Raw genomic sequence first — 21,746 nt, 5'->3', positions numbered from 1 at the left:
CTCTGCTCTCGCCCACGATCCTGACGCTGAGATCGTGGAGGTGTCAGAGGTGTCTATCGTCGGCGCTCGCCCGGTGGCCGCGTCCTCGCAACAGTTCATTCCCGATAAGGAATATCTTCTCCAGCCCCAGGGCCGGCCAGCCCAGGTGTTGCGGCTGATCCCAGGGATGATTACGATGGAGCATTCCGGCGGAGCAGGTAAGGCCGATCAATATTTCCTGCGCGGGTTCGATGCCGATCACGGCACCGATGTGGCCTTCTTTGCCGATGGCATGCCGATCAACCTTCGTTCCCATGCACACGGACAGGGCTATACGGATCTCAACTTCATCATTCCTGAAACCATCGAGGGACTCGATGTCTCCAAGGGGGCCTATCTCCCAGAGTTCGGAGACTTCGCCACAGCCGGGGCGGTGAATTTTCGTACCCGGGAGGTGGTGAAGGAAGGCGTCATGCAGCTGTCGAGCGGTCAGTTCGATACCCAGCGCCATCTCTTGATGTTCTCTCCCACCACAGACAAGGTTCGAAGCCTGATCGCGGCGGAAGGCTATTACACGAACGGGCCGTTCCAGAACGACAACCGGTACTTCCGCGCGAATCTGCTAGGCAAGATGACGATGAATCCGACAGGCCGCTCCGAGCTCGGCGTGACGGGGACCTTTCACAAGGCCCAGTGGAATGCATCGGGAGAAGTTCCTCTGCGAGCGGTGACGGACGGAACCCTGGACCGTTTCGGGTCGCTTGATCCATCGGAAGGCGGCAACACGACTCGTTCGACTGCTCGCCTGAACTATCATTACGATACGCCATCCGGCGGCCGCTTCTTCGCCGATGCCTACGGACAATATTACAGGTTCGATCTCTATACGAATTTCACCTTCCTGCTCAACGACCCGGCCAAGGGAGACGGTATTCAACAGTCCGACCGGCGCGTCGTCTATGGCGGGGATGTCGGCTATCGCCAAACGGGAACCTTCATGGATGCTGAGAGCGCCGTGACGGTTGGCGTCCAAACGAGGGTGGATGACATCCATGCGCGATTGGGGACGCAGGTGAAACGGAATCCGCTCGGCACGACGACCGATAGCGATGTGATGGAGGCGTCCTATTCGCCTTTCGTGAAAGCGGAGATCCAGCCGGTCTCCTGGATGCGACTGGTCGGAGGGGTGCGGGGGGAATTTTTCACGTTCGACGTGCGCAATCGTTGCCCGACCTGTGCGGAGCAGGCGGCCGGCCGTACCACGTCAGGGTTGGTCCTGCCAAAGGCCAACATGATTTTCGGACCCTGGCTGGGGACAGAGCTCTTTGCGAATTATGGCGAGGGGTACCATAGCAACGATGCCCGCTCGGCAGTCGCCCCTGGTTCGGTTCCATTAGCCCGCGCGAGAACCTATGAGGTGGGAGTCCGTTCGAGGCCTTGGGGGCCGGATGGAGTTGAACTGACTGCGACCTTGTGGGCGATTGATCTGCAATCCGAGCTGGTGTTTGCCGGCGACGATGGAACGACCAGAATCCGTGGCGCGACGACACGTCGGGGCCTGGAGGTTGCCGCGCGAGGGCAAGTCTGGGGTCCCCTGTCATTCAACGGCAGCCTGACCTGGAGCCGCGCCAGGTTTGAGGATGGAGCGTCTGTGCCTAATGCGCCGGAGCTGACAGCCTATGGAGCCCTGTTGCTCCGTTGGCCGGAAGGGCTGACGTCGCAAATCCAGGCGACCTATTTGGGGGGCCGGTCGTTGGACGAGAATCTGAAGGCTCCTGCATGGGTGGATATCGATCTGTCCGAACGATACCGGCTTCCGATCACGCTCCCGCATGGCAGGATGGAAGCCTTCCTGTTTGTGCAGAACCTCCTCGATACGAAGTGGGAGCAAGCGACTTTTGGGTTCCGTTCCCGTTTGGCCGGTGAGCCGGCCAGCGGGGCCAGGGATATCCATTTCGTGCCAGGGAGTCCGCGGTTTTTTATGGGTGGCGTGGCATGGTATTTCTAGTCGACCGCTGAAAACGACTTCCAACTTCGTTCTCGTCTCGAAAGCATCCTCAACGTACCCCTGAGGGTACGCTTCCGGTGCTTTCTTCGCCTGCGGCCTTGTTGGAAGATCGTTTTGAGCGGTCTATAGTGAGGCCTCCATGAAGTCTAAGCACAAGATCCTTTCACGTACCTATTTCAACCGCCCAACGGTCACGGTGGCGCGCTCGCTCATCGGCAAGTATCTCGTGCGGGTCAACGATGGGCGTCGTCTTGAGGGGAAGATCGTCGAAGTCGAGGCCTATGTCGGGCCGGAGGACAAGGCCTGCCATGCGTCGAAAGGGAGAACGTTACGGACGGACGTGATGTTCGGCGGCGGAGGGATCGCCTACATCTATCTCATTTACGGGATGTACCATTGTTTGAACGTGGTGACGGAGCGGGAGGGGTTTCCTTCAGCCGTCTTGATCAGGGCGATTGAACTTGATGGAGAATTGATCGATGGACCAGGGAAGCTTTGCCGCGCGCTGCAGATCGATCGTAGTCTCAACCGCGCAAACCTCACGTCCGGCGAATCTCTCTGGTTCGAGGATCGAGGCGAATCGGTGAGGCGTGGATCGATAGAGGCCCATCCACGAGTCGGGGTCGATTACGCGGGCGAGTGGGCGAAGAAACCCTGGCGATTCCGGCTGCGGAGCGTTTCAGCCTAGCAGGATGCTGAAAAAGTCTGCCAGCGGCGTTCTCGCTTCACGAAGAGGCTCAACGCTGTCGGAGGTCGGAAATACTGGAGGGGACTTTCCGTTCGCCAAGATTCATGATAAAGGCGAACGGCTCACACGAAGTGCGGTTTGTACCTCCTCGCCTCTTCGCTCGCTGCGGCCTTGCTGGACGGCCTTTTTGAGCATCCTGAGGTGATTCTGGCCCCAGCACCGTACGGAATATTTTCGCCATGTTTTCCGTATCCACCGAGTTTTTCCGCAGCCTGCCAGACGTGAGCCCGCCGCACAAAAAAACAGGGGGGCGCCGGATAGACCCGGCACCCCCCTGTCTGTCTTTTGCGGAACGACTTGACTAGTTGATCTTGCGATCGCCGGTGATCTTCGTGGCAGACGTGACCGGGGGAGCGATCTTGATCTGCGGACCCTGGACGTTCGGAAGACGGCCTGCGCCCTGTCCTTCCGTGATCCGAGCATTATCAGACTTGTTCAGGTGCTGTTCGCTGTGCTTGATGGAGTCCGTGGACTTGAGCAACGTGGATTCGCCACGCGCATCGGATTGGCCGGGATCGTTGGCGGTTGGCTGTCCCGTCACAGGGCTTCCGCTGTTCTTCATCGGATAGCCTTCGTGCTTGGGGAGGAGCGAAGGATTCGCAGAGGCCATCGACAAGGCAAACAGGACGCCGGAGACGGTCGCAACAGTACCGATTACGATCTTCATGAGCCTACTCCTTTGAATAATGGTGGCCGGAGAAAATGCGTTTTAGACTACAAGTTCAAATCAAGTGGCGGGAATCATAGCCAGGGGGGGGTGGGTCTGTCAAGGGCGAAGAAGGGGGGCGTAGTCAGGCGGTCCTTCTTGCTCGCAGAACGCGCACGATGAAGCTGTGCTCGTCCGATGCGCGCAGTGAAGGACCATCTGACTGCGCCCCCCTAGGGTAAGGTTGGGGAAATGAGAAGGATGGGAGGGGAGGGTGGCCTGTTGGCCTCCTGTGCTCGCGCAACGCGCAGGGGCTCGTCTGTCTGGTTGGATGGTCTTTCTGGTCTATCTGGTTCTTCTGGATGAATTTTCGGTCCGACCAACCAGACAAACCTGATAGACGAGATAGACCAGATGAACCAACCTCCGTTCGCCGTGCGCAGTAAAAGGCAGCCTCGGCCATTCCCCTAAAGAAAGACATGGAGAGCTCCCTAGTGACGTTACGACAGCAATGATGTACAGTCATGGCCTCAACTGCGGCTCTGGTAGTGTTTGCAGTCCGCTGGACGGATTTTGGACCCCTGTACGGAGGTACTGTTACGCGGATCCGCCTAAACATAGTTAGCGATGCAGATGGAAACACTGGAGAAAATTGAAAAGGCTGTGATTGCGTCGGAACGACTTCTCAATGATTCTTACCAACATTTTCGCGAATCAAAGACAGAGGATGAGTTGCGGTTCCATGCACTCAAACTGCAAATAACCATCCTGCAATTTGAAGTCGCCTCTGAATTCGAGCAGGTCATTCGTCGCCCACCGAGCGGTTTCGCTGCTCAAGTAGCCCTGAAAGATATCCTTCACAAAATAGTTGAGTATGATCGAACATTGCGAGGCAGCCATATAAAGAAAATACTCGACTATGCCGCGATGCGAGGTGTTTCGCATGTCAAGGGTGAGATCAGCAAGATTTCGAAAGAATGGAGCAAAAAGCTCAAAGCTATCGAGTCGTTTACCACATTGCGAAATAAGTCGACTGGTCATTACGATAGCGATATAGACGCACAAGTCAGCGCAATAGAAGCAATCGATGGCGACGAGGCGATTGACGTTATATTCTCGTTTCTGTCGTTTAATTACGAAATTACAGGCGTGCTCCGTGACATTGTGGTTAACCCCGCGAGGTTCTGTGAGTGCTAACGGCCACGCTACTAAAGACAGCGCCAAATTTCGCTACGTTTATACAATGATGGCGCTAACTTATCGTTCGAGGGGGACTGGTCAAAAGCTGCGCTTTTGCGAGACCCCTCAACTCAAACGCTAGAACCACAACAGGCATCGTGAACGTTTACCTCGAAATCGATGACGCCCTGAAAGAAAGCCTAAGGCTTTGGCGTTATATGGACTTGGCCAAATTGATCTCGTTACTCGAAACGGAAGAGATTTGGCTCGCAAGGGCGGATACGTTTAAGGACCGCCATGAAGGCCGCTTTCCTGATGAGATGCGAAGGTGGACAGAAAAGGCTTACGAAAGCTTTTCAGCTGACGATCCTTCTCCAGTCAAGGATGCTGACGACTTCCAAGACTATTTACTCAAAAATACTTTCGTTAGCTGTTGGCACAAAAACATCGACGAGAACATGGTGATGTGGGAAATCTACGGACGAGACACCAATGCAATTGCGGTTCAAACGACCGTAGGTCGCATAAACGACAGTATCGACTCGTCCAGGCTTAGTGGTCATTCCCTTCTTCTCAAGCCTGTGGTCTACGAAAAATCCGAAGATGTGCAGGGAGTATTAAACTACGAAGAGTGCTTCTTCAGGAAGCGTCCACACTTTGCATTCGAGGAAGAGGTGAGGATTTCTCTTGATACTTATTCACGCACGAACCCCACCAAGGGCACTCCTTACGGCTATGGTTTGCCAGCTCTAATAAACGTCTTAGTAGAGTCTATCTATGTTCATCCCGATAGTTCTGATTGGTTTGTGGACGTCGTAAATTCAATTACCAAACGCTATGCAGTTCATGCGGAAGTCAAACGGGGCTTGTTCGGAAACAAGTAGTTCTAACTTTAGGCGCAGCGGACAGGCGAAAGCAGTCTTGAGCGTCTTCGCAACTGCCCCGCGCACCTGCCGATGACCATAACGTTAGCTGGCATCAGTCATATTATTTGGAAAAGACCAACGGATTCACTTCCCACAGATCTACGTCTCGTGGTCTGTATGCGATCGTTCACGCTGAAGCCGAGTGAGGCTTTCTCCTTCCTGAGCTACTCAACGAAACGTACATAACCATCGGAACTGGCAGCTTTGGAGCCGGATACGGAGCGATGCGGGTTAAGGCTTCGATGGATCGCACGAGTGGTGTAGCAGGCGAGTATTCCCGCAGGACGCTCAAAAAGCCTGTCCATCAAGGCCGCAGTCGATGAGCGCACCGGAGGCGTAGCCTTGGGCTACGTTGAGGATGCGTTCGAGACGAGAACGATGTTGGCGGGATTTTTCAGCGTCCTGCCCGGTTAGGCCGGGCGGCGTGTGGGCGGTCTGCGTCCTCGTCCTCGGTAGGACGGTCCGCGGCTGAGACCTGGGAGACGGATGGTGACGGTGGTGCCTTCGCCTGGCGCGCTGCCGATGGCAATCGAGCCGCCATGTTCTTCGACGATCTTCTTGACCGTGGCGAGACCCAGGCCTGTGCCAGCCCGCTTCGTGGTGAAGAACGGTTCAAAAACCTTGTCGACGATTTCTGCCGGAATGGGCGCTCCGTCGTTCTTGATGAGGATCTGATCCTCCACGCCGCGCCCCGCGCGATGCTGGGTGATCTGGATATGGAGATGGCCCCCCGGGCTCATCGCCTCGCCGGCGTTCTTGAAAATACTCAAAAAGACTTGCTGGAGTTTGGATTCGTCGCCGCGGACCGGCGCGATCATCGTCGCATAGTCCTTGGTCACCTGGATTCTTGTAACTTCGAGGTCGGTTGCGACCACCGTGAGCGCGCTTTCGATGACTTCGGGGATGCGGAGGAGCCGTCGATTCAGTTCGAGCGGTTTCGCAAAGTCCAAAATCTCGTTCAGGATGGCTTCGACGCGGATCAAGTCGCGCATCGCGTTCTCGACGCGTGTCTGGGGGTCGAAGTCGAGGATGCCTTCACCCGTGACTTCTTCCAGTTGCGCGCGGATCGAGGCGAGGGGCTCCCGCACTTCTGTCGCGAGGAACATGCTGAACTCGCCGATGGCGGCCTGTCGCTCCTGCTTTCTGATGATGGGCTCAGAAGAGTCCGGAGCTGTGGCCTCTCCTGGCGCGCCTTCTTGGCCAGTGGCCTGGGCCTGGCTGGCCGGTACTGATACCGGGGCCTGGAGGATTTCTGCAATCTTGACGATGATCGGTTCGAGCGTACGGGCATCCGTCTGTTGGTACCGTCCGGCTTCTTTCGAGGCCAGGGTGATGGTGCCGCCCACTTGTCCCCGGACGAAGAAGGGCACGACGAGCGAGGAGAGCAGCCGGTCCTTGAACAGATATTTGTGATCGAGGAATCGCCCTTGTGTGGAGGCGAGGTCGTGATCCACGCGCGGCTTGCGATGGCGAACCGCCCAGCCGGAGGCGGAGCTGTCGAGCGTGAGGCGGTGGCCCGGCTTCAGATCTTTCTTCCCGTCTTTCTGTTCGCTCTTCAGATCGCCGGCCATGCCCAGGACTTCGACGTTGCCCGCGAGGGGGTCGTAGTGGCAGGCCCAGATGCGATCGTAGGCGACGTATTGGTTGGCATCCGTCAAGGCGGCGATAATTTTATCCTGGAGTTCCGGCGTGAGCTGCGACACCGGCGCCGCAAACAGCTCTGCGGGAGAGGGTGGCGGAGGGACCGGCTCGTGCGCGACGAAGGGTCGGCTGAGCACGACGTTCATATCGAACAGGCCGTCGCGCTCCAGCGCTTTCGTGACCTCGTCGCTGGCCTGCTCCATCAAGCTCTTCTCTTTTTTCGCGAACGTGGCGCTCTCTTTGCGCCCGATGACGAGGAAGCCGTAGGTTTTATTGCGATACCGGAGGGGCACAGCGAGCATCGATTTCGCGCCCGGCGTAATCAGGCGGAGGCGAATGGTGCGTCCATCCTCCTGATTGTTCGAGGCCGCTGCGGCCGCGACGGCGGGAGCTGAGAGTGTCCGGAGGATCGCTTGCGTGTCGCGCGGGGTGAAGCCCCGTGCCGCATGGCCGACCAGCGGGCCTTGTTCCCGGTGGAATACGGCGGCCAGCGCGGCGTCGACCGGCAAATCGTTCAGCACGGCCGTCAAGGTCCGCTGAAGCTGCGTCTCGGGAATTGGTTTGCTGTGTGGGGCTGTGGGTGTCATTCGTGAGTTTGGGTGGACTAGCGCACACATTGTAACAACGTGCGCCGAGCAATTCAATGAAAAGGAATGGGCTTGTTATTCGTCTGGGTTGATGATTTTAGGTGGACGTTGTTGGGGGAAGGACTGCGGCTCCGGTTGGCGCGGTTCAGCGGTCCAGGCATTGAGGATCGTGGTGACCAGACTGATCACCACCGCGCCGCCGACGGCCGGCCAGAATCCCGTGACGGTGAATCCCTTGACGAGATAGGCGGTGAATTCCAGTAGCAGGGCGTTGACCACAATGAGAAAGAGTCCCAACGAGAGGACGATCAAGGGGAGGGTCAGCACAAAGAGAATGGGCCGGACCAGGAGATTGAGAAACATGAGCACGAGGATGGCGGCGATTCCGGCAGGGATCGAGTCGACCTCAATGCCTGGCACGGTCATGACGGCCAGGAAGACCGCGATTCCCGTGACCAGCACGCGGGTGGTGACGGCCTGAAGCCCGCCGTGAAAGAGGTAGTTATGAATTTCTCGCGTCACACGAACGGTTGGCATAAATCACCTTGCTTGAGTGGGCGCCGGTTGTGCCGGGCTTGGCATACGTTTGCCTGATGCGTAATGGACTTCGGTTGCGGTCAGGATCTTGTTGGTCTTGGTCGCTTCGATGACGACGCGATCTCCCACCGAAGGCATATTGGCGCCTTTCGGATTGCCCTTCTCTCTGAACCGGGTTTGTTTGTTGACGTGCACGTCAACGGTCTGGCCTTTGGGCGTTTTGATTTCGAGGTGCGTTGCGTCAATGGCCGTCACCGTGCCGAGTACATGTTGCCCGCTGCCGTGGGCAAAGGCGGTGGCGGAGATGAGGCACAGGGCGCAAGCGAGAAGACTCCGGTACATCATGTTGAATCGGTCCTTTTTCATACAAGCGGTCGCTTAATGCTGATGGCCGCTCTCCGGCTGTATCGCCGCAGAGTCGTTGCCCTGGAGGAATTGGTCGAACGCGGCTTCCTCTTCCAGGTCTTTCTTCGTTTTGGGATTGAGGGCCTTCATCTGGTCGAGCTCTTCTGTTGTCAGTTGCGGGAGGTGGCGAAGGAAGTGGACCAGCTTCCAGCTGCCCAGGTCCTGGGCCGGGTCGCCTCCGCCCCAGGCCGGCATGGCGGTGAAGCGAATGCCGTTGTGAATGACCCAGAAGAGTTCCCCGTCGGACATCGATTGTGTCTCGGGCAACCGGAGGTCCGGCGCCTTGGGGTACACATTCTTGCCGATAGGCGTCTGGCCGCTCCCGTCGTTGGCATGGCAGACCGCGCAATGGTCGGCGAAGTGGGCCAATCCTTCCTGCAAGAGATCCGGGCTGAGCGGGACAGGGTTGGGGCTGTTCCGTTGCTCGAGCGGGATGGCGAGATGCCGAATCTGGCGCGCCATAAATATCTCGATCGCCTGGGGTTCCGTCTTCGCGCTAAAGCCGGTGGTGAACAATCGATAGCCCAGCCAGCCGAACGTCGTCGCGCCGGCCAGTACTACAAGAAGGATGACTATCAGGAGCTTGGTTCGCATCGTATCGCCTCGGACTGCACTATACAAAATTATTCCGAGTTATTGCCACCAGCAGGCCCAATGGCTAGGGATTGCCGGGTTCGAGCGGTTTGAGAAGCCGGAGCAGGAGCAAGACGGTTACGGGAACGTACATCAGCAGGCCTGTCATGCCGAGCAGCGATTCGCCGATCCAGAAGGTCACGCCGAGGTTAAAGGCCAGCACTCCATAGTACAGACCGACGCCGAGGAGGAGCCTGGCGGTGACGGAGTCGCTGGCAGGGAAGGCTGGTTTCGGGAGCCGCCGGTCGAATCGAAAGTAGATGGAAAGGGAAATCAGTCCGACCACGGCCCAGCCGACATAGTTCGCGAGGGGCACGCCGAAGTGGGTGCCGGGGTCCGGGTAATAGTAGATCTTGCCCAGGAACCAGCGGTCGCCTCGCAAGGCGACCGGATCGATGGCCATGTCGATGAAGGCATAAAACAACGCTGTGACGAGGAGGGCTGCCCAGCCGGTGCGGGTGGCGCGATCGAAGCGGAGCTGGGTGAGCCAGCTTCTGGAGCGGTCAGAGGAAGGACGGACCGGGAGCAGAAAGCAGAGTGTCAGGCAGTAGGCCGCGTAGAGAAGAAAGCTGAACGAGATCGAGTCCATGAAGGGGATGTTGGAGAAGTAGAGCTCCTGCCCCACGGTTGACCCGTTGTAATGGTACCAGCCGAAGGGAATTCCATTGCGCGTGGATGAAAATTCGCAGACGAAGGCCGTGGCCCAGCTAATCAGCCAGAACCGCCAGGTCCTGGGCCAGCCGATCAGCTTGATCGCGGCGAAGAGGAACGCCGCCAGAAAGACGAAGACGTAGGGGCGGAGGAGGACGGTTTTGAAAAAGAGAGCCAGGAGGTCCATAGAGAAGAGCCTTCAGCTTTCAGCAATCAGCCGTCAGCTCAGACCTGAAAGCTGAGAGCTGATGGCTCACTGCTTTTGTTACACATATTTATGATCTCGGAACCATTGGACGGCTTTCCCAAGCGCGACTTCCGGCGGCGTCTGCGGGATGCCGAGCTCTCTGATCGCCTTGCTGCAATCGTAGTGCATCTTGTACTTGGCCATCTTCACCCCTTCGAGCGGAATGCGGGGTGGCTGGCCTGTGAGGTTGGCGATCCATTGATTGAGGTAGGCCAGGGGGAGAATCGCCAGGCGCGGCACTTTGATCGTGGGCGCCTTGACGCCGGTCAGGCGGCTCAAAATCTCGAATACCTCGCGCAACATCAAGTTTTTGTTGCCCAGAATGTAGCGCTCGCCGATCCGGCCCTTCTCCATCGCTAGCAGATGGCCGGCTGCCACGTCATCGACGTCCACAATGTTCATCCCGGTTTCGATATAGGCGGGCATGCGGCCCTTCATGAAATCCACGATGATCTGCCCGGTCGGGGTCGGCTTCACATCGCCTGCGCCGACCGGGGCGCTGGGGTTTACGATGACGACCGGCAGCCCCGCCTTCGCGAGCGTCAAGACCTCTTGCTCGGCCAGGTACTTCGACCGTTTGTAGTGGCCCGCCATCTGATCGAGCGAGACGGGCGTCTCTTCCGTCCCGAGCCCTCCGCCTGGTGGGAGGCCGATGGCGCCGATGGTGCTGCAGTAGACGATCCTGTCTGTGCCGATGGCACGGGCCGCTTCCATGAGATTTTTTGTGCCGGTGACGTTGACGTCGTAGAAGATCGAGGGATCTTTGGCCCAGAGCGCATAGTGCGCTGCCACATGGTAGAGCTGCTGGCAGCCGGTGAGGGCCTTGCGCAACGAAGCCTGATCGCGCAGGTCGCCCTCGACCCGTTCGACGGTCAAATCTTGAAGATTTTGGAGGTCGGATTCTCCGCGGGTCAGGACCCGGACGTCGATGCCTCGGCTCACCAGCGCGCGTGTGACCGCGCCTCCGATAAAGCCAGTTGCCCCTGTAACGAGCGCCTTCATAAGAAGTGCTGAGTGCTGAGTGCTGAGAGTTGAATGGGGAGAGGCGAGATGCGTTGAAGCGGATAGGAGTAGTCCATAAACATAAGTGGTCTTGTCATTGACTCAGCACCCATGTCTCAGCACTCAGCACTAATTTTTCCGTGACGTGATATAGCGCGCGATTTCACTGAGCGGCTCGGCGGCTGGGCCGAACGAGGAAAGGCGCGCGATGGCGCGGGCCACACAGTCGTCCGCCAGTTTCCTGGCTCCCTCGGCTCCGTAGAACGTCGGGTAGGTTTTCTTGCCCCGTTCCGCGTCGGTGTTGGGATTCTTGCCCAGTTCCTCGCGCGTCCCCGTCACGTTGAGCACATCGTCCGCAATTTGAAAGGCCAGTCCGACATCCTCGGCATAGCTCGTGAGGTCGTCCAGTTGGCGGTCGGTTGCGCCGGCGGCAATGGCGCCCATCCGCACCGCGGCGCGGATCAACATGCCGGTTTTATGTTTATGAATGTTCTGGAGCGTTGCGAGATCGATGTCTTTGTTCTCGGCTTGGATATCGAAGACCTGCCCTCCCACCATCCCCACGTTTCCCGATCCATAGGCCAGCTCTTGAATCAGCCGCACTTGGCGAGCCGGGTCGCAGCCTTTCATGAGATCAGGACGGCTGCAGAGATCGAAGGCCATCGTCAGCAGGGCATCGCCGGCCAGGATCGCCATGGCGTCGCCATAGACCTTGTGGTTCGTCGGTTTCCCGCGGCGGAAGTCGTCGTTGTCCATCGCGGGCAGGTCGTCGTGAATCAGGGAGTAGGTATGGATCAGCTCCAGCGAGCAGGCGACCGGCATCAATCCAGGCGCCGGCTGCCCCACCGCTTCTGCCGCGGCCATGGCCAGGATCGGGCGGACGCGCTTTCCTCCCGCCATGAGACTGTATCTCATGCTCTCGTGGAGCGTGGCGGGCGGCGTGGTGGCGCTGGGCATGACGGAATCGAGGAACCGATCCACGTCGTTTCGCTTCTGTTCAAGGTAGTCTTTGATGTTCATGAGCGTGAAGATGGAGGTTGTGGTGTCTGGTAATGAGAGTCGGCTGGGGAGAGTAACAAACAGGCTGGGGGCTGTCAAACCGTGAGGCGTGAGACGTAAAAGGTGAAACGTGAAAGGTCAGAAGCAAGAAGTGTCACGGCTTCTGCGCCCCTTGCCTCTCGCTGCTTGCCTTCGCTATACTCCGCACCATGAGTATCAGGAAAGCGGGTGGAGATTGGGAGCCGATGTTGTTGGGGATTGAGCCCCGCAACTGCAAGGTCTGCAAGGAAGGGCTCTACCGCAACAAAACGTTTTTCTCCGGCGGGTGGTCTCGCTGCACCCTGTGTGACGAGTTCGTCCATTACAGCTGCCTGGCCAGCGGCAAAGTGACATTCCTGAAAGTTCGTCCCCGCGTATGCAAGGCCTGCCGCGCCGCCCAAGAGGGCAGTCCCTCTCTTTCGCCGAAGGAAGAGACTCCCGTGGCCGTCGGGTCGTGACTCCCAGCTCACAGTCCAGTCCAGTGGAAACCCGTCCGGGCTGGCATGCCTTTTTTTCCGACTCAGTCCGCTTCGTTCTGGCGCCGTTGATTCTCTTCTTCAGTGGATTTTTCACGGCGAACTTCATTGCCAGCGGCGCCTACACCTGGCCGCGAACAAGCCGGACCTTGGCGCTGACTCTCACCGTGCTGATTCTCTCCCGTGAATTCGTCTACAAGGAGCAACTGTCGCGCAACGGGTCGACGGACCGAGCCAGGTCGGCATTGCTCTATTCTTGCGTGCTCCCCTATGGGCTTGGCCTGCTGGTGATGCTGATCCTTTGGGCTCTGTAGCCCGTTTTGTTCATTTGGTCTATCTGGTTTGTCTGGTTTTTGCTTGAACGAAACTAACCAAATGAACCAGATCAACCAGACTAACCTGCTTGGGCGCGAGGACAGGTAATGGCAGAGACAATTCGCGGCGGAGCCTTTCTCCAGCAATGTTGGTCGGTGCATCCGCTTTGTCTGACGGTCAAACGCGTCGAGCCGGAGCGCATTGTGGTGCTCACGTGCAGTTCTTGCCGCATGGTCCATCGGGTAACTACCGGCGCGATTACCAGGCAGGCATCGGCAGCCGAGTCCGCCTTGTCTGAGGCTGGGTCTGCGGAACAAGATGCGCTCGCGGCGCTCAAGACCTGCATGGGGACTCATATGTCGGCCCTGTCGGTCCGTGAGATGGACGTGTTTCAGGATGCCCTGTGGGTCCGTTGTGCGGAATGTCGGGCGCAGTACGACTTGACGGTCTCCCAGTTCGAAACGCAGCAGAAATAGCGCAGCATACTTCGATCCGTTCATCCAGCCTACTCATAGCTATGTCATTACCCTTCACAGCAGAAGAAGCGGCCTTGCTGGCTGATCAGCAGTTCTTTCGCGCCAAGGCGAAGATCATGGCCAAGGTGCGGCATGATCTCACGGCCACCCATGCGGCGTTGAAAGAGGAGGTCTCGGCGGTTTCTCTCCTGACCCCGCCGGATTTCAATCCCGCCAACTGCCATTTCGTGAAGGGTGAACATCTCGAGCTCTTTCCCTATCAATATCTGGATTTTCCGAAACATTTTCATGCCTCGAACGTCTTTGCCTTCCGGACGCTCTTTTGGTGGGGGCACCATGTCGTTTGCGCCCTGATGTTGGAGGGGGAGGGGATCAAGCAGCATAAGGCCCGGATCGTGGACCGGTTTCATCAGCTCGCCGGGCAGGGGCTGGAACTGTCGCTGGCGCCGACTCTGTGGGAATGGAAGCGAGGCGAGGGCTATACTCTGCCGATCACCCATGATCGCAAGGCGCAGATTGCTGCGGTCCTGGCCGAACGGTCATTTCTGAAGATTGTTCGTTTCCTGCCGTTCACCGATCCAAGGATTCAAGCCGGTCAGGCGCCGGAGTTTAGCCGCGAGACCTTTCGCGCCATCCTCCCGGTTGTGACCCGCTAGCAACAGCATTTGTCTCTGATTAGTAACTTGGGTAGACTGGACTGCGTCAATGGTGGGGCGGCCAATCGCAAGGAGAAGAATATGAAAAGTGCAAAAATGGGACGACTGAGTGTTGGTATTCTGTTCGCGGCAAGTCTGTTGATCGGCGCCGGTTGCGCCGGAACCGGGCAGACGGTGCATTTGGATGTGCCGCAGAAACAGGTGGCAGCCCTATCCCTGGCTCCGGAACCGGTCCGCATCGTCATTGAGCCTTTTGACGACCGGCGGGCTGAGAAGACCCGCCTTGGTTTGCGGACCCACTTATGGGGCGGGGTCACCTACTTCGATTTGGCAGGGGAGCGGCCAGGGGTGGTGCTGGCCCAGGCCCTCGCAGATCGCTTGAGCACGCGCGGGTGGAAGGATCGGGCTTGGACGGTGCGGGTGGCCTCCAGCGCGGGGGCGACTACATCGCAGGATGCCGATATCGTCATCAGCGGGCAGCTGCTCGATTTTTCAGCCAACGCCAAGAGCCGGGTCTTTTCGACGGTGGTGAACACCAGCAGCAAGCTGGTCATCACGGCGAAGAATCTTGGCGATCAGGGCACGACGACCAGGAATGTCGAGGGCTCACAGCGCGACACCCTGTTCTGGTTTTGCGACGAGGATGTTCAGCACTTATTGGCGGCAACCCTGAAAGACGACTTCGACCGCTATCTCGCCGATACGACGATCGAGCAGAAGGCTGTGCGGACGGCCCGTTAATGGGTCGGGGGGAGCGATGATCCACCGTGCGTGAACGTCGTTGGGAAACGACGACTCCCCTGACCTTCGGGCAGGTGCTCGCCGTGGGCGAACGGCTGGCTGCGTTAGGATTCAAGCCGGCGGCGCCCTCGAAGGACGTCATCTGTTACATCGAAGAATGGACGGTCGAGGCGCCGGAGGATTTCGACCAGTTGGACGCCTGGTCCACGGAGGATGCGACGCTGATCCATGTCCGGGAGGGGTGGCGCGGCGACTTCTTCCTTCTGGCCGGGGCCTATCACACCGTCTACCAGCGCTATCAGGACGTCGGCACCTACTGTTCGATCAGCCATCCCTGGCGCATTCGCGATCCGTTGCGGCTGCACGATCCCCGCAGCATGTTCTGGCTGGGGTTTCGCCATGCCCATTCGTTTATCCGCGTGAGGCTCCAGACGCATGAGGTGATCACCCCCGGTGAAACGCGCGGCGATGCCGAGCGGGGCCAATGGCTGGAAGAGCGGCGCACGGCGTTTCTCGAAGCGATCACGCTGCTGGAGCTTCCCGTCGAGACATCGGTGGAAAAGCAGCAGCTGATCTTGCGTCCGGTCGATCCCTCTGCGCATTTCTTCTGCTCCTGGCCCGATGCCTTCGGGCCCTGTCAGTTCGAGTACAACACGGCAGACGCCTATGAGTTTCTGGTGCCGGCCAGTAAGTTGGCTGCGACCTCTGCCACAGAACCAGCCAGCGTCCGGGCCTATCTGACGGGCTTTTCCGAGGACGCGCTGGTGGACTTCCAATCGATCGATCCCACCGCCCGCTTCGTCTACCGTTGTTCGGTGCATTGCGTGCTCGACGATCTGCCGGAGCTCCGATCCGTGATCGAACCAGACGGCCGCCTCTATAGCACCCTCTGCGAGTTCCAAACGCAGGAACTGTTTCCCGGTGAAGAGGATGCGTCCGCCATTATCGGGATCGTCGGCAACGAGGCGGGATTTCATATCGAGGTCCGCCTGAACCGGGCTCCGCTGAGTGAAGAGCTGATGACTGTCTGTTTAGGGCAGTTGATCGGGCATTCGGTGGTGTATGCGCCGCTGCCCCCCTTCATCTAGCAGGATGCTGAAACAGTTCGCCAGCGTCGTTCTCGCCTCGAACGCATCCTCAACGTAGCCCAAGGCTACGCCTCCGGTGCGTTCATCGGCTGCAGCCTTGCTGGACGGACTGTTTGAGCATCCTGCGCATGTGCTCTCGCTGCGGCCTCGTTGGATGATCGTTTTGAGCCGTCTGCGCGGCTGCGCCGGTTCGCCGACCGCATCGAATGGGAAGCGGATTGCGTGAAAACGGCAAATTCGCTAGACTCTTCCATGGACGTCGGCAACTCAGTGCAGCCTGGTGGGAGGTAATCTATGAGCAAGATTGAACAGCTTGAGCAAACGGTCTTGAATCTCTCTCACGAGGACTTCGCGCAGTTTCGGGCATGGTTTCTTGAGTTCGAGGGACGCGTCTGGGACGCGCAGATTGAGGCGGATCTCAAGGCCGGGAAACTGGATCAGTCGATCGCTGAGGCGCGGGCCGAATTTGGGCAAGGCAACGCTAGACCTCTGTGAAACATACCGCTTCGTCACGGTTTTGGACCGCGTATCAGGCTCTCCCGGAAGATGTTCGCGCGTTGGCTGATAAGAATTTTCAGCTTTTGAAATCCAACCCGCATCACCCGTCCCTTCACCTCAAGCGTATCGGATAATTGTGGTCGGTACGAGTCGGTGATCACTATCGAGCGCTTGGTTTCGATGTCCCAGATGGAATCCACTGGTTCTGGATTGGCACTCACGCTCACTATGACAAGCTGATTGTTCCATGATGCCTGCCGAAACTTTTCAACGGCTCCGTCCCTGTCCCGCAAGTCCTAACTGTGTGTCGACGCAGGCGCAAGACGAGGGCCATGCCATTGCGCCCTTTCGCTACCGGAAAGCCAGGGCTGACGCGAAAGAGGCGCTGAAGGCGATTGTCCAATCCCTTCCCCGCACCAAGCTGGTGGAGGAAGACGAGACCTATCTCCATTATGAGTTCACCAGCCTGTTGCTGCGATTCGTGGACGATGTGGAGTTTCTGTTCGACGACGAGGCGAAGACGGTCCATTTCCGGTCTGCGTCCCGGACTGGCTACCGTGATTTCGGGGTCAACCGTCAGAGGATGGAAGCGATCCGGAAGCTTGTCGAGGGGAAACTCTAACCGTCAACCGGAGATCAATGGGCTGGGGCAGCCGGTTTGGGGCCCCGTCTGGTCGTATGTTGGAAGACGCAGATGGGGCAGGTGTAATGGACGAATTGCCCGCTGGCGACCAGCCGTTTCCGCATGGCGACCTTGCACCAGGTGCAGAGGCGGTCCGGGAGGTCGGCTGACGACTGGGTCGAGGTCGGATTCGATGGAGTGCTCGTGGTCATGAGCGCATTCTCTCCGACCGCTGAGAACCTTGTCAACCGACCGGGGGACCCGGGAGCGCCTCGTGTGAAAAAAAGTTTCGTCAGCCTCCCTGATGCGAAAAAAATCGTGGTATAGTTTGGCATGACGGTTTGTCGTCACAGTTTTTTCACCCTCCTAACAGAAAGGTGTCACCCTTTATGAGTAGCTCGGCCGGTTCCGAGTCCGCGATCTTTCCACCTGAGTCCCCAGCAGCTGCCCCGATTGCCCCCCAAGAGATGGTGGGAGAGGGGAAAGCGTGGGGACTGTGCACCTCCGTCGACCTTCAAGATTGTAATCCCGATCTTATTCGCAACGCCGACCATATTCGCCGCTATGTCGTGGAGCTCTGTGAGCTGATCGGCATGAAGCGTTTCGGCGAGTGCCAGGTCGTCGATTTCGGCTCAGGTCGGGTCGCCGGCTATTCCATGGTGCAGCTGATCTCGACGTCGTTGATCAGCGGCCATTTTGCGAACGATACGAACAACGCCTACCTCGACATTTTCAGTTGCAAGGGCTATGACCCTGCCGTTGTCGAGACGTTCTCCAAAGACTTTTTCGGCGCGCGTCGCAGCACCGCGACGGTGACGCTCCGGTACTAGCTCTGGATCGGGGGCCGCGGCAACGCGGCCCCCGTATCGATTCGCGTCTCCCATCCCATGTACCGATGAACCCCAACACTGTTAAAGACTTTTTCCAGCTTCTTCCCGGCAAACTCGACGCAGAGGCGGCCGAAGACCTTGATGCGGTCTATCAATTCGATTTGAGCGGCGCGCAGGGCGGGCAGTACATTCTCACAATTCGTGAGGGGGCCTGTCAGGTCACAGAGGGGTTGCATGAGGACCCGCAAGTTTCGCTCTCGATGACTGGAGAGGATTGCATCAAGATTCTGAAGGGGCAGTTGAGCGGGCCGGCCGTCGCCATGTCGGGCCGGCTCAAGATCAGCGGGGACATCGGTCTCGCGATGCAACTGAAAGCACTCTTTCCCACCCTCGGCTAACCAGCCTGCTTCTCTGGCAGGATGCTGAAAAAGCCCTCCAACGTCGTTCTCGGTTCGTCAAAATCCTCAACGTACCCCCGAAGGGTACGCCTCCGGTTTTGACTCGCCTGCGGCCTAGTTGGATGACTTTTTGAGCATCCTGCTGGAGTGTGTATCCGTCGTGCACATATGCTGGCTATTGATTGGTCGGTGTTTGCCCCGGTTCTGCCGGTATCCAATCGGCTTCTTGCGGAGCCTCGTCCTTATGACGGGGGAGCCGTTCTTCTAACATCACATAGATCGTGGGGACGAGAAAGAGCGTGAGGATCGTCGAGACGCTGAGTCCTCCGACGACCGTGCGGGCCAGGGGGGCGTTCGTTTCGCCGCCCGTGCCCCAGCCGATCGCCATGGGCAGCAGCCCTGCGACGGTGGCGAGGGAGGTCATCAGGATGGGGCGGAGTCTCGTCCGCGCCGCCGTGATGGCCGCATCGTGTAACTCCCGTCCTTTCCGCCGCAGGACGTTCGTGTAATCCACCAAGAGGACACCGTTCGAGACCACGATGCCCAGCATCATGATGATGCCCATCATCGAGGTGGTGGAGAGGGTCGTGTCGGTCAGGAAGAGGATCAGGATGACGCCAGGGAAGCCCATCGGGACCGCAAACATGATGACGAAGGGGTCGATCAGCGATTTGAACTGGGCCGCCATCACCATATAGACGAGGATGAGCGCCAGGACTGTGGCAAACATCAGTCCCTCGAAGGTCTCTCGCTGTTGTTGGATCTGGCCGGCCAGCTTGAGACTGAAGCCGGTGGGGAGCTGGATCTTGGCAAAGCCTGCCTCCAGATCGGCCCCGATGGCGCCGAGATCCCGGTTCACAGGGTTGGCGGTCAGATGGACGACCCGCTGGAAGTATTTGCGCTCGATCTTCACCGGGCCGGCATTCAGCTTGAGCGAAGCCACGTTCTTGAGGAGGACCGGCTCACCGGTCTTGGCGGTCAGCACGATGTTCTCGATGTCCGTGAGGTCCTGCCGGTGTTCTTCCGCGAGCCATGCGCTGATGTAGTACTCGTTCCCGTTTTGCGGGTCGGTATAGATGATGGGATCGGTTTGGCCGTTGCCGTTGAGTGAGAAGAGCACCGCGTTGGCCACGTCCGTTTCGCTGATGCCAAGCAGGGCTGCCTTCTCGCGGTCCACCACCACGTTGACCTCTGGATAGTTCTCCTCGCGGCTGACTTCGATATCGGCCAGGCCAGGGATATGGTGCATCATGGTCTCGACTTCGCGGATGACTCCCCGGGCCTTTTCAAAATCGTAGCCGTAGATCTCCACGTCGACGGATTTCTGAGCCCCGAAGCTGGTGACCCGTTTCACGAGCCCGCCCGGATCGAAGAACATCGCGACGCCCGGAAAGAGTTTGAGCACTTTGGGTCTCACGTCGTTCATGATTTGGACTTGGTTTCTGGTCCGTTTGTCCGGCGAGACCAGATAGACGGAGATGACCGACGTATGGGGGCCGGTGTTCGGATTGAAGAGGGAGGAGCGGCCCTGGGCCAAGACGCCGGTGCTGGAAATGATGGTTTCCAGTTCCTCTGCCGGGATCTGGGCCCGCAGCACCCGTTCGACCTCCGCCACTTGCTGCTCGGTTTTCTCCACGCGCTGACCGACCGGCCCTCGCAGAACGATGCGGAACTGGCTTTCGTCCGACACAGGCAAAAATTCCGTGCCGATCTTGGGCACCAGCGCGAGCGAGGCGGCGAAGAGGAGCAGGATGCCGCCGATAAAGAGTCGGCGATGGGCCAGGACCCAGCGGAGCGAGTCTTCATAGCCCCGGTCCAGAGACTCATACCGTTCGCGGCTCCAACCCATCATCCGTACGAACCAGCGCGGCATCGACTTGTGGGCTTCCTGCTCCGGCTTGAGGAATTTGTAACAGAGCGCCGGGGTCACCGTGCGGGAGACGAAGAAGGAGGTGAAGAGCGAGATCGCGATTGTGATGGTCAGGGGAATCAGGAGCAACCGGGCAATGCCTGCGACGAAGAAAATCGGGAGGAACACGACGACCGTGGTGATGGTCGAGGCCAGAATCGGCATCGCCACTTCGCGCGCCGCTTCCAGGATCGCGTCCCATCGGCGGGGCGTGTCGTTGAGATGGCGCTGAATATTCTCCAGCTCCACGATGGAGTCGTCGACCAGCCGGCCGATGCCCAGGGCCAGGCCTCCCAGGGTGAACACGTTCAGGGTTTGCCCGGAGAAATAGAGCACGATGAAGGTCACCATGATCGAGAGGGGAATGGAGACGGAAATGATCAGGGTGCTCGTGAAATTACGGAGGAAGATCAGGATGACGGCCGCAGCCAGCAGCGATCCGTGCAGCGCCTGCTCGACGAGGTTGTTGATCGACTGGCGGATGTAGACCGATTGGTCGAAGGAAATGCCGAGCTTCACGCTGGAGGGGATGCCGACCATCTTCGGCAGGGCCTTGCGCAGCGCATCCACCACCGCCACGGTGTTGGCGATGGGCTGTTTATTGACGCGTAGATAGACGGCTCTGGCCCCGTCCGTCCGGACGATGTTGGTCTGAATGTCCGACGAATCGGTGACGGTCCCGACGTCCCGCACCCGCACGGGGCTGCCCTGTGGGTTCACCTTCACGATCACGTCCTGGATCGGGTCGACCGTGCGGAACTGATTATTGGTGAAGACGTTGTAGTCCAGATTGCCGGCCTTGATGTCGCCGGAGGGAAGAATCAGGTTCGCGGCCTTCACGGATTTGACGACGTCGAGAATCGAGAGGCTCCGGGCGTTCAAGAGGGCCGGGTCGAGGTTGATGTTGATCTGGCGGATCTTCCCGCCTTCCACGGTGGCGGCGGCGACGTCGGCGATCTGCTCGATTTGCGGCGCAATCGTGTTGTAGGCCAGGTCGTAGAGGGCCCGTTCGTCGAGATCGTCGCTGGAGACCGTCACGAAGGAGACGGGGATATTGGAGACGTCGAATTTGACGATGAAGGGCTGCAAGATGCCGGGCGGCAGGCTGTTCAGGATCTGCGTGACCCGCTGCATCACCTCCATCTGGCCGACGTTGATGTCCGCGCCCCAGTTGAACCAGATCTGCACCGCGCCGATGCCCTGCTTGGCGAAGGACTCGACATGTTCGACGTTCGAGGCGGAGCTCACGGCCTTTTCGATGGGATAGACGACGCTTTGTTCGATGTCGAGGGGCGGCGCGCCTTTATAGATGACGCCGACGAAGGCCACCGGCACTTGAATCTGGGGAAAGAGATCGACCGGCAGCCGCTGCAGCGAGGTGGCGCCCAGCAGCACCATGGCCAGGGACAGCATCAAGATGCCGATGCGATTGCGAAGTGCGAGAAGGGTTAGCCACATGATGGAAGTGCTGAGTGCTGGGTGCTGGGTGCTGAGATCATTTTGGTTGTAC

23 protein-coding genes and 2 pseudogenes are annotated in these 21,746 nt (G+C 58.6%); 15 read left to right on the top strand and 10 right to left on the bottom strand.

The genetic code is table 11. The features are described from left to right. Window positions 1-49 precede the first annotated feature (49 nt). Both NT179_06480 and NT179_06475 read left to right on the top strand, forming a co-directional pair. Window positions 50-1,987, top strand: coding sequence for a TonB-dependent receptor plug domain-containing protein (locus tag NT179_06480; protein ID MCX5721661.1), 1,938 nt, complete (start codon window positions 50-52; stop codon window positions 1,985-1,987). Between the two features lie 139 nt (window positions 1,988-2,126). After that, complete coding sequence (locus tag NT179_06475; GenBank protein ID MCX5721660.1) at window positions 2,127-2,675, top strand: DNA-3-methyladenine glycosylase; 549 nt, start codon at window positions 2,127-2,129, stop codon at window positions 2,673-2,675. Between the two features lie 361 nt (window positions 2,676-3,036). On the opposite strand, the gene NT179_06470 is transcribed toward NT179_06475, so the two are convergent. Beyond that, window positions 3,037-3,402: a hypothetical protein gene (locus NT179_06470; GenBank protein MCX5721659.1), complete on the bottom strand. Its 366-nt coding sequence runs from the start codon at window positions 3,400-3,402 to the stop codon at window positions 3,037-3,039. Window positions 3,403-4,008: 606 nt separating this feature from the next. On the opposite strand from NT179_06470, the gene NT179_06465 reads away from it, so the two are divergent. Further along, entirely contained in the window at window positions 4,009-4,578 is a 570-nt protein-coding gene (locus tag NT179_06465; GenBank protein MCX5721658.1) for a hypothetical protein, read from the top strand. A 140-nt stretch (window positions 4,579-4,718) separates the two neighbouring features. Further along, complete coding sequence (locus NT179_06460; protein ID MCX5721657.1) at window positions 4,719-5,444, top strand: hypothetical protein; 726 nt, start codon at window positions 4,719-4,721, stop codon at window positions 5,442-5,444. 452 nt (window positions 5,445-5,896) lie between these two features. Here NT179_06460 and NT179_06455 read toward each other — a convergent pair whose 3' ends face one another. The 7 genes from NT179_06455 to NT179_06425 form a co-directional block, all read right to left on the bottom strand. Next, on the bottom strand, window positions 5,897-7,714 hold the full coding sequence (locus NT179_06455) for an ATP-binding protein (GenBank protein ID MCX5721656.1): 1,818 nt from the start codon (window positions 7,712-7,714) through the stop codon (window positions 5,897-5,899). 75 nt (window positions 7,715-7,789) lie between these two features. Continuing rightward, window positions 7,790-8,251 (bottom strand): phage holin family protein, encoded by a 462-nt coding sequence (locus NT179_06450; GenBank protein MCX5721655.1) that lies wholly within the window; start codon window positions 8,249-8,251, stop codon window positions 7,790-7,792. A gap of 3 nt (window positions 8,252-8,254) precedes the next feature. After that, complete coding sequence (locus NT179_06445) at window positions 8,255-8,617, bottom strand: DUF5666 domain-containing protein (protein ID MCX5721654.1); 363 nt, start codon at window positions 8,615-8,617, stop codon at window positions 8,255-8,257. 12 nt (window positions 8,618-8,629) lie between these two features. After that, window positions 8,630-9,250: a cytochrome c gene (locus NT179_06440; GenBank protein ID MCX5721653.1), complete on the bottom strand. Its 621-nt coding sequence runs from the start codon at window positions 9,248-9,250 to the stop codon at window positions 8,630-8,632. A gap of 64 nt (window positions 9,251-9,314) precedes the next feature. Then, window positions 9,315-10,127, bottom strand: coding sequence for a carotenoid biosynthesis protein (locus tag NT179_06435; protein ID MCX5721652.1), 813 nt, complete (start codon window positions 10,125-10,127; stop codon window positions 9,315-9,317). Between the two features lie 78 nt (window positions 10,128-10,205). Then, the gene (locus NT179_06430) at window positions 10,206-11,189 is read right to left on the bottom strand and encodes an NAD-dependent epimerase/dehydratase family protein (GenBank protein MCX5721651.1); all 984 of its coding nucleotides are present in this window, start codon (window positions 11,187-11,189) and stop codon (window positions 10,206-10,208) included. Window positions 11,190-11,318: 129 nt separating this feature from the next. Beyond that, window positions 11,319-12,209: a polyprenyl synthetase family protein gene (locus tag NT179_06425; protein MCX5721650.1), complete on the bottom strand. Its 891-nt coding sequence runs from the start codon at window positions 12,207-12,209 to the stop codon at window positions 11,319-11,321. A 188-nt stretch (window positions 12,210-12,397) separates the two neighbouring features. Here NT179_06425 and NT179_06420 point away from each other — a divergent pair, with 188 nt between their 5' ends. The 9 genes and pseudogenes from NT179_06420 (at window position 12,398) to NT179_06380 (ending at window position 17,099) form a co-directional block, all read left to right on the top strand. Then, window positions 12,398-12,685: a hypothetical protein gene (locus NT179_06420; protein ID MCX5721649.1), complete on the top strand. Its 288-nt coding sequence runs from the start codon at window positions 12,398-12,400 to the stop codon at window positions 12,683-12,685. A gap of 23 nt (window positions 12,686-12,708) precedes the next feature. After that, entirely contained in the window at window positions 12,709-13,017 is a 309-nt protein-coding gene (locus tag NT179_06415) for a hypothetical protein (protein MCX5721648.1), read from the top strand. A gap of 108 nt (window positions 13,018-13,125) precedes the next feature. Beyond that, window positions 13,126-13,494 (top strand): hypothetical protein, encoded by a 369-nt coding sequence (locus tag NT179_06410; GenBank protein ID MCX5721647.1) that lies wholly within the window; start codon window positions 13,126-13,128, stop codon window positions 13,492-13,494. A gap of 41 nt (window positions 13,495-13,535) precedes the next feature. Continuing rightward, the gene (locus NT179_06405) at window positions 13,536-14,150 is read left to right on the top strand and encodes a hypothetical protein (GenBank protein ID MCX5721646.1); all 615 of its coding nucleotides are present in this window, start codon (window positions 13,536-13,538) and stop codon (window positions 14,148-14,150) included. Between the two features lie 81 nt (window positions 14,151-14,231). Next, a complete protein-coding gene (locus tag NT179_06400; GenBank protein MCX5721645.1) occupies window positions 14,232-14,891 on the top strand; it encodes a hypothetical protein in 660 nt (219 codons plus the stop codon). Between the two features lie 26 nt (window positions 14,892-14,917). Further along, a complete protein-coding gene (locus tag NT179_06395) occupies window positions 14,918-15,979 on the top strand; it encodes a hypothetical protein (GenBank protein MCX5721644.1) in 1,062 nt (353 codons plus the stop codon). Window positions 15,980-16,273: 294 nt separating this feature from the next. Next, a complete protein-coding gene (locus NT179_06390; protein ID MCX5721643.1) occupies window positions 16,274-16,474 on the top strand; it encodes a hypothetical protein in 201 nt (66 codons plus the stop codon). Next, window positions 16,471-16,728: pseudogene (locus NT179_06385) on the top strand (hypothetical protein). Before NT179_06390 ends, NT179_06385 begins: the two are co-directional and overlap by 4 nt. Continuing rightward, window positions 16,725-17,099 (top strand): DUF1499 domain-containing protein, encoded by a 375-nt coding sequence (locus tag NT179_06380; protein ID MCX5721642.1) that lies wholly within the window; start codon window positions 16,725-16,727, stop codon window positions 17,097-17,099. The pseudogene NT179_06385 and the gene NT179_06380 overlap by 4 nt, the downstream one beginning before the upstream one ends. 14 nt (window positions 17,100-17,113) lie before the next feature. Here the strand turns inward: NT179_06380 and NT179_06375 are convergent, their stop codons facing one another. Continuing rightward, window positions 17,114-17,311: a hypothetical protein gene (locus NT179_06375; GenBank protein ID MCX5721641.1), complete on the bottom strand. Its 198-nt coding sequence runs from the start codon at window positions 17,309-17,311 to the stop codon at window positions 17,114-17,116. A gap of 273 nt (window positions 17,312-17,584) precedes the next feature. On the opposite strand from NT179_06375, the pseudogene NT179_06370 reads away from it, so the two are divergent. Continuing rightward, window positions 17,585-17,929: pseudogene (locus tag NT179_06370) on the top strand (S-adenosylmethionine decarboxylase). Window positions 17,930-17,994: 65 nt separating this feature from the next. Further along, window positions 17,995-18,327 (top strand): SCP2 sterol-binding domain-containing protein, encoded by a 333-nt coding sequence (locus tag NT179_06365; protein MCX5721640.1) that lies wholly within the window; start codon window positions 17,995-17,997, stop codon window positions 18,325-18,327. Between the two features lie 175 nt (window positions 18,328-18,502). On the opposite strand, the gene NT179_06360 is transcribed toward NT179_06365, so the two are convergent. Further along, window positions 18,503-21,694, bottom strand: coding sequence for an efflux RND transporter permease subunit (locus tag NT179_06360; GenBank protein MCX5721639.1), 3,192 nt, complete (start codon window positions 21,692-21,694; stop codon window positions 18,503-18,505). Window positions 21,695-21,746: the final 52 nt, after the last annotated feature.

The sequence above is a fragment of the Nitrospirota bacterium genome (genome assembly GCA_026387665.1).
Taxonomy (GTDB): domain Bacteria; phylum Nitrospirota; class Nitrospiria; order Nitrospirales; family Nitrospiraceae; genus Palsa-1315.
This window is presented reverse-complemented; position numbering and strand designations above follow the sequence as displayed.

What these genes read in the sequence shown, in the direction of transcription:
- NT179_06475 (MCX5721660.1), top strand. Translation starts at nt 2,127, where the DNA reads ATGAAGTCTAAGCACAAGATCCTTTCACGTACCTATTTCAACCGCCCA.
- NT179_06470 (MCX5721659.1), bottom strand. Translation starts at nt 3,402, where the DNA reads ATGAAGATCGTAATCGGTACTGTTGCGACCGTCTCCGGCGTCCTGTTT.
- NT179_06465 (MCX5721658.1), top strand. Translation starts at nt 4,009, where the DNA reads ATGCAGATGGAAACACTGGAGAAAATTGAAAAGGCTGTGATTGCGTCG.
- NT179_06455 (MCX5721656.1), bottom strand. Translation starts at nt 7,714, where the DNA reads ATGACACCCACAGCCCCACACAGCAAACCAATTCCCGAGACGCAGCTT.
- NT179_06450 (MCX5721655.1), bottom strand. Translation starts at nt 8,251, where the DNA reads ATGCCAACCGTTCGTGTGACGCGAGAAATTCATAACTACCTCTTTCAC.
- NT179_06445 (MCX5721654.1), bottom strand. Translation starts at nt 8,617, where the DNA reads ATGAAAAAGGACCGATTCAACATGATGTACCGGAGTCTTCTCGCTTGC.
- NT179_06440 (MCX5721653.1), bottom strand. Translation starts at nt 9,250, where the DNA reads ATGCGAACCAAGCTCCTGATAGTCATCCTTCTTGTAGTACTGGCCGGC.
- NT179_06435 (MCX5721652.1), bottom strand. Translation starts at nt 10,127, where the DNA reads ATGGACCTCCTGGCTCTCTTTTTCAAAACCGTCCTCCTCCGCCCCTAC.
- NT179_06430 (MCX5721651.1), bottom strand. Translation starts at nt 11,189, where the DNA reads ATGAAGGCGCTCGTTACAGGGGCAACTGGCTTTATCGGAGGCGCGGTC.
- NT179_06425 (MCX5721650.1), bottom strand. Translation starts at nt 12,209, where the DNA reads ATGAACATCAAAGACTACCTTGAACAGAAGCGAAACGACGTGGATCGG.
- NT179_06420 (MCX5721649.1), top strand. Translation starts at nt 12,398, where the DNA reads ATGAGTATCAGGAAAGCGGGTGGAGATTGGGAGCCGATGTTGTTGGGG.
- NT179_06410 (MCX5721647.1), top strand. Translation starts at nt 13,126, where the DNA reads ATGGCAGAGACAATTCGCGGCGGAGCCTTTCTCCAGCAATGTTGGTCG.
- NT179_06405 (MCX5721646.1), top strand. Translation starts at nt 13,536, where the DNA reads ATGTCATTACCCTTCACAGCAGAAGAAGCGGCCTTGCTGGCTGATCAG.
- NT179_06400 (MCX5721645.1), top strand. Translation starts at nt 14,232, where the DNA reads ATGAAAAGTGCAAAAATGGGACGACTGAGTGTTGGTATTCTGTTCGCG.
- NT179_06390 (MCX5721643.1), top strand. Translation starts at nt 16,274, where the DNA reads ATGAGCAAGATTGAACAGCTTGAGCAAACGGTCTTGAATCTCTCTCAC.
- NT179_06380 (MCX5721642.1), top strand. Translation starts at nt 16,725, where the DNA reads ATGATGCCTGCCGAAACTTTTCAACGGCTCCGTCCCTGTCCCGCAAGT.
- NT179_06375 (MCX5721641.1), bottom strand. Translation starts at nt 17,311, where the DNA reads ATGACCACGAGCACTCCATCGAATCCGACCTCGACCCAGTCGTCAGCC.
- NT179_06365 (MCX5721640.1), top strand. Translation starts at nt 17,995, where the DNA reads ATGAACCCCAACACTGTTAAAGACTTTTTCCAGCTTCTTCCCGGCAAA.
- NT179_06360 (MCX5721639.1), bottom strand. Translation starts at nt 21,694, where the DNA reads ATGTGGCTAACCCTTCTCGCACTTCGCAATCGCATCGGCATCTTGATG.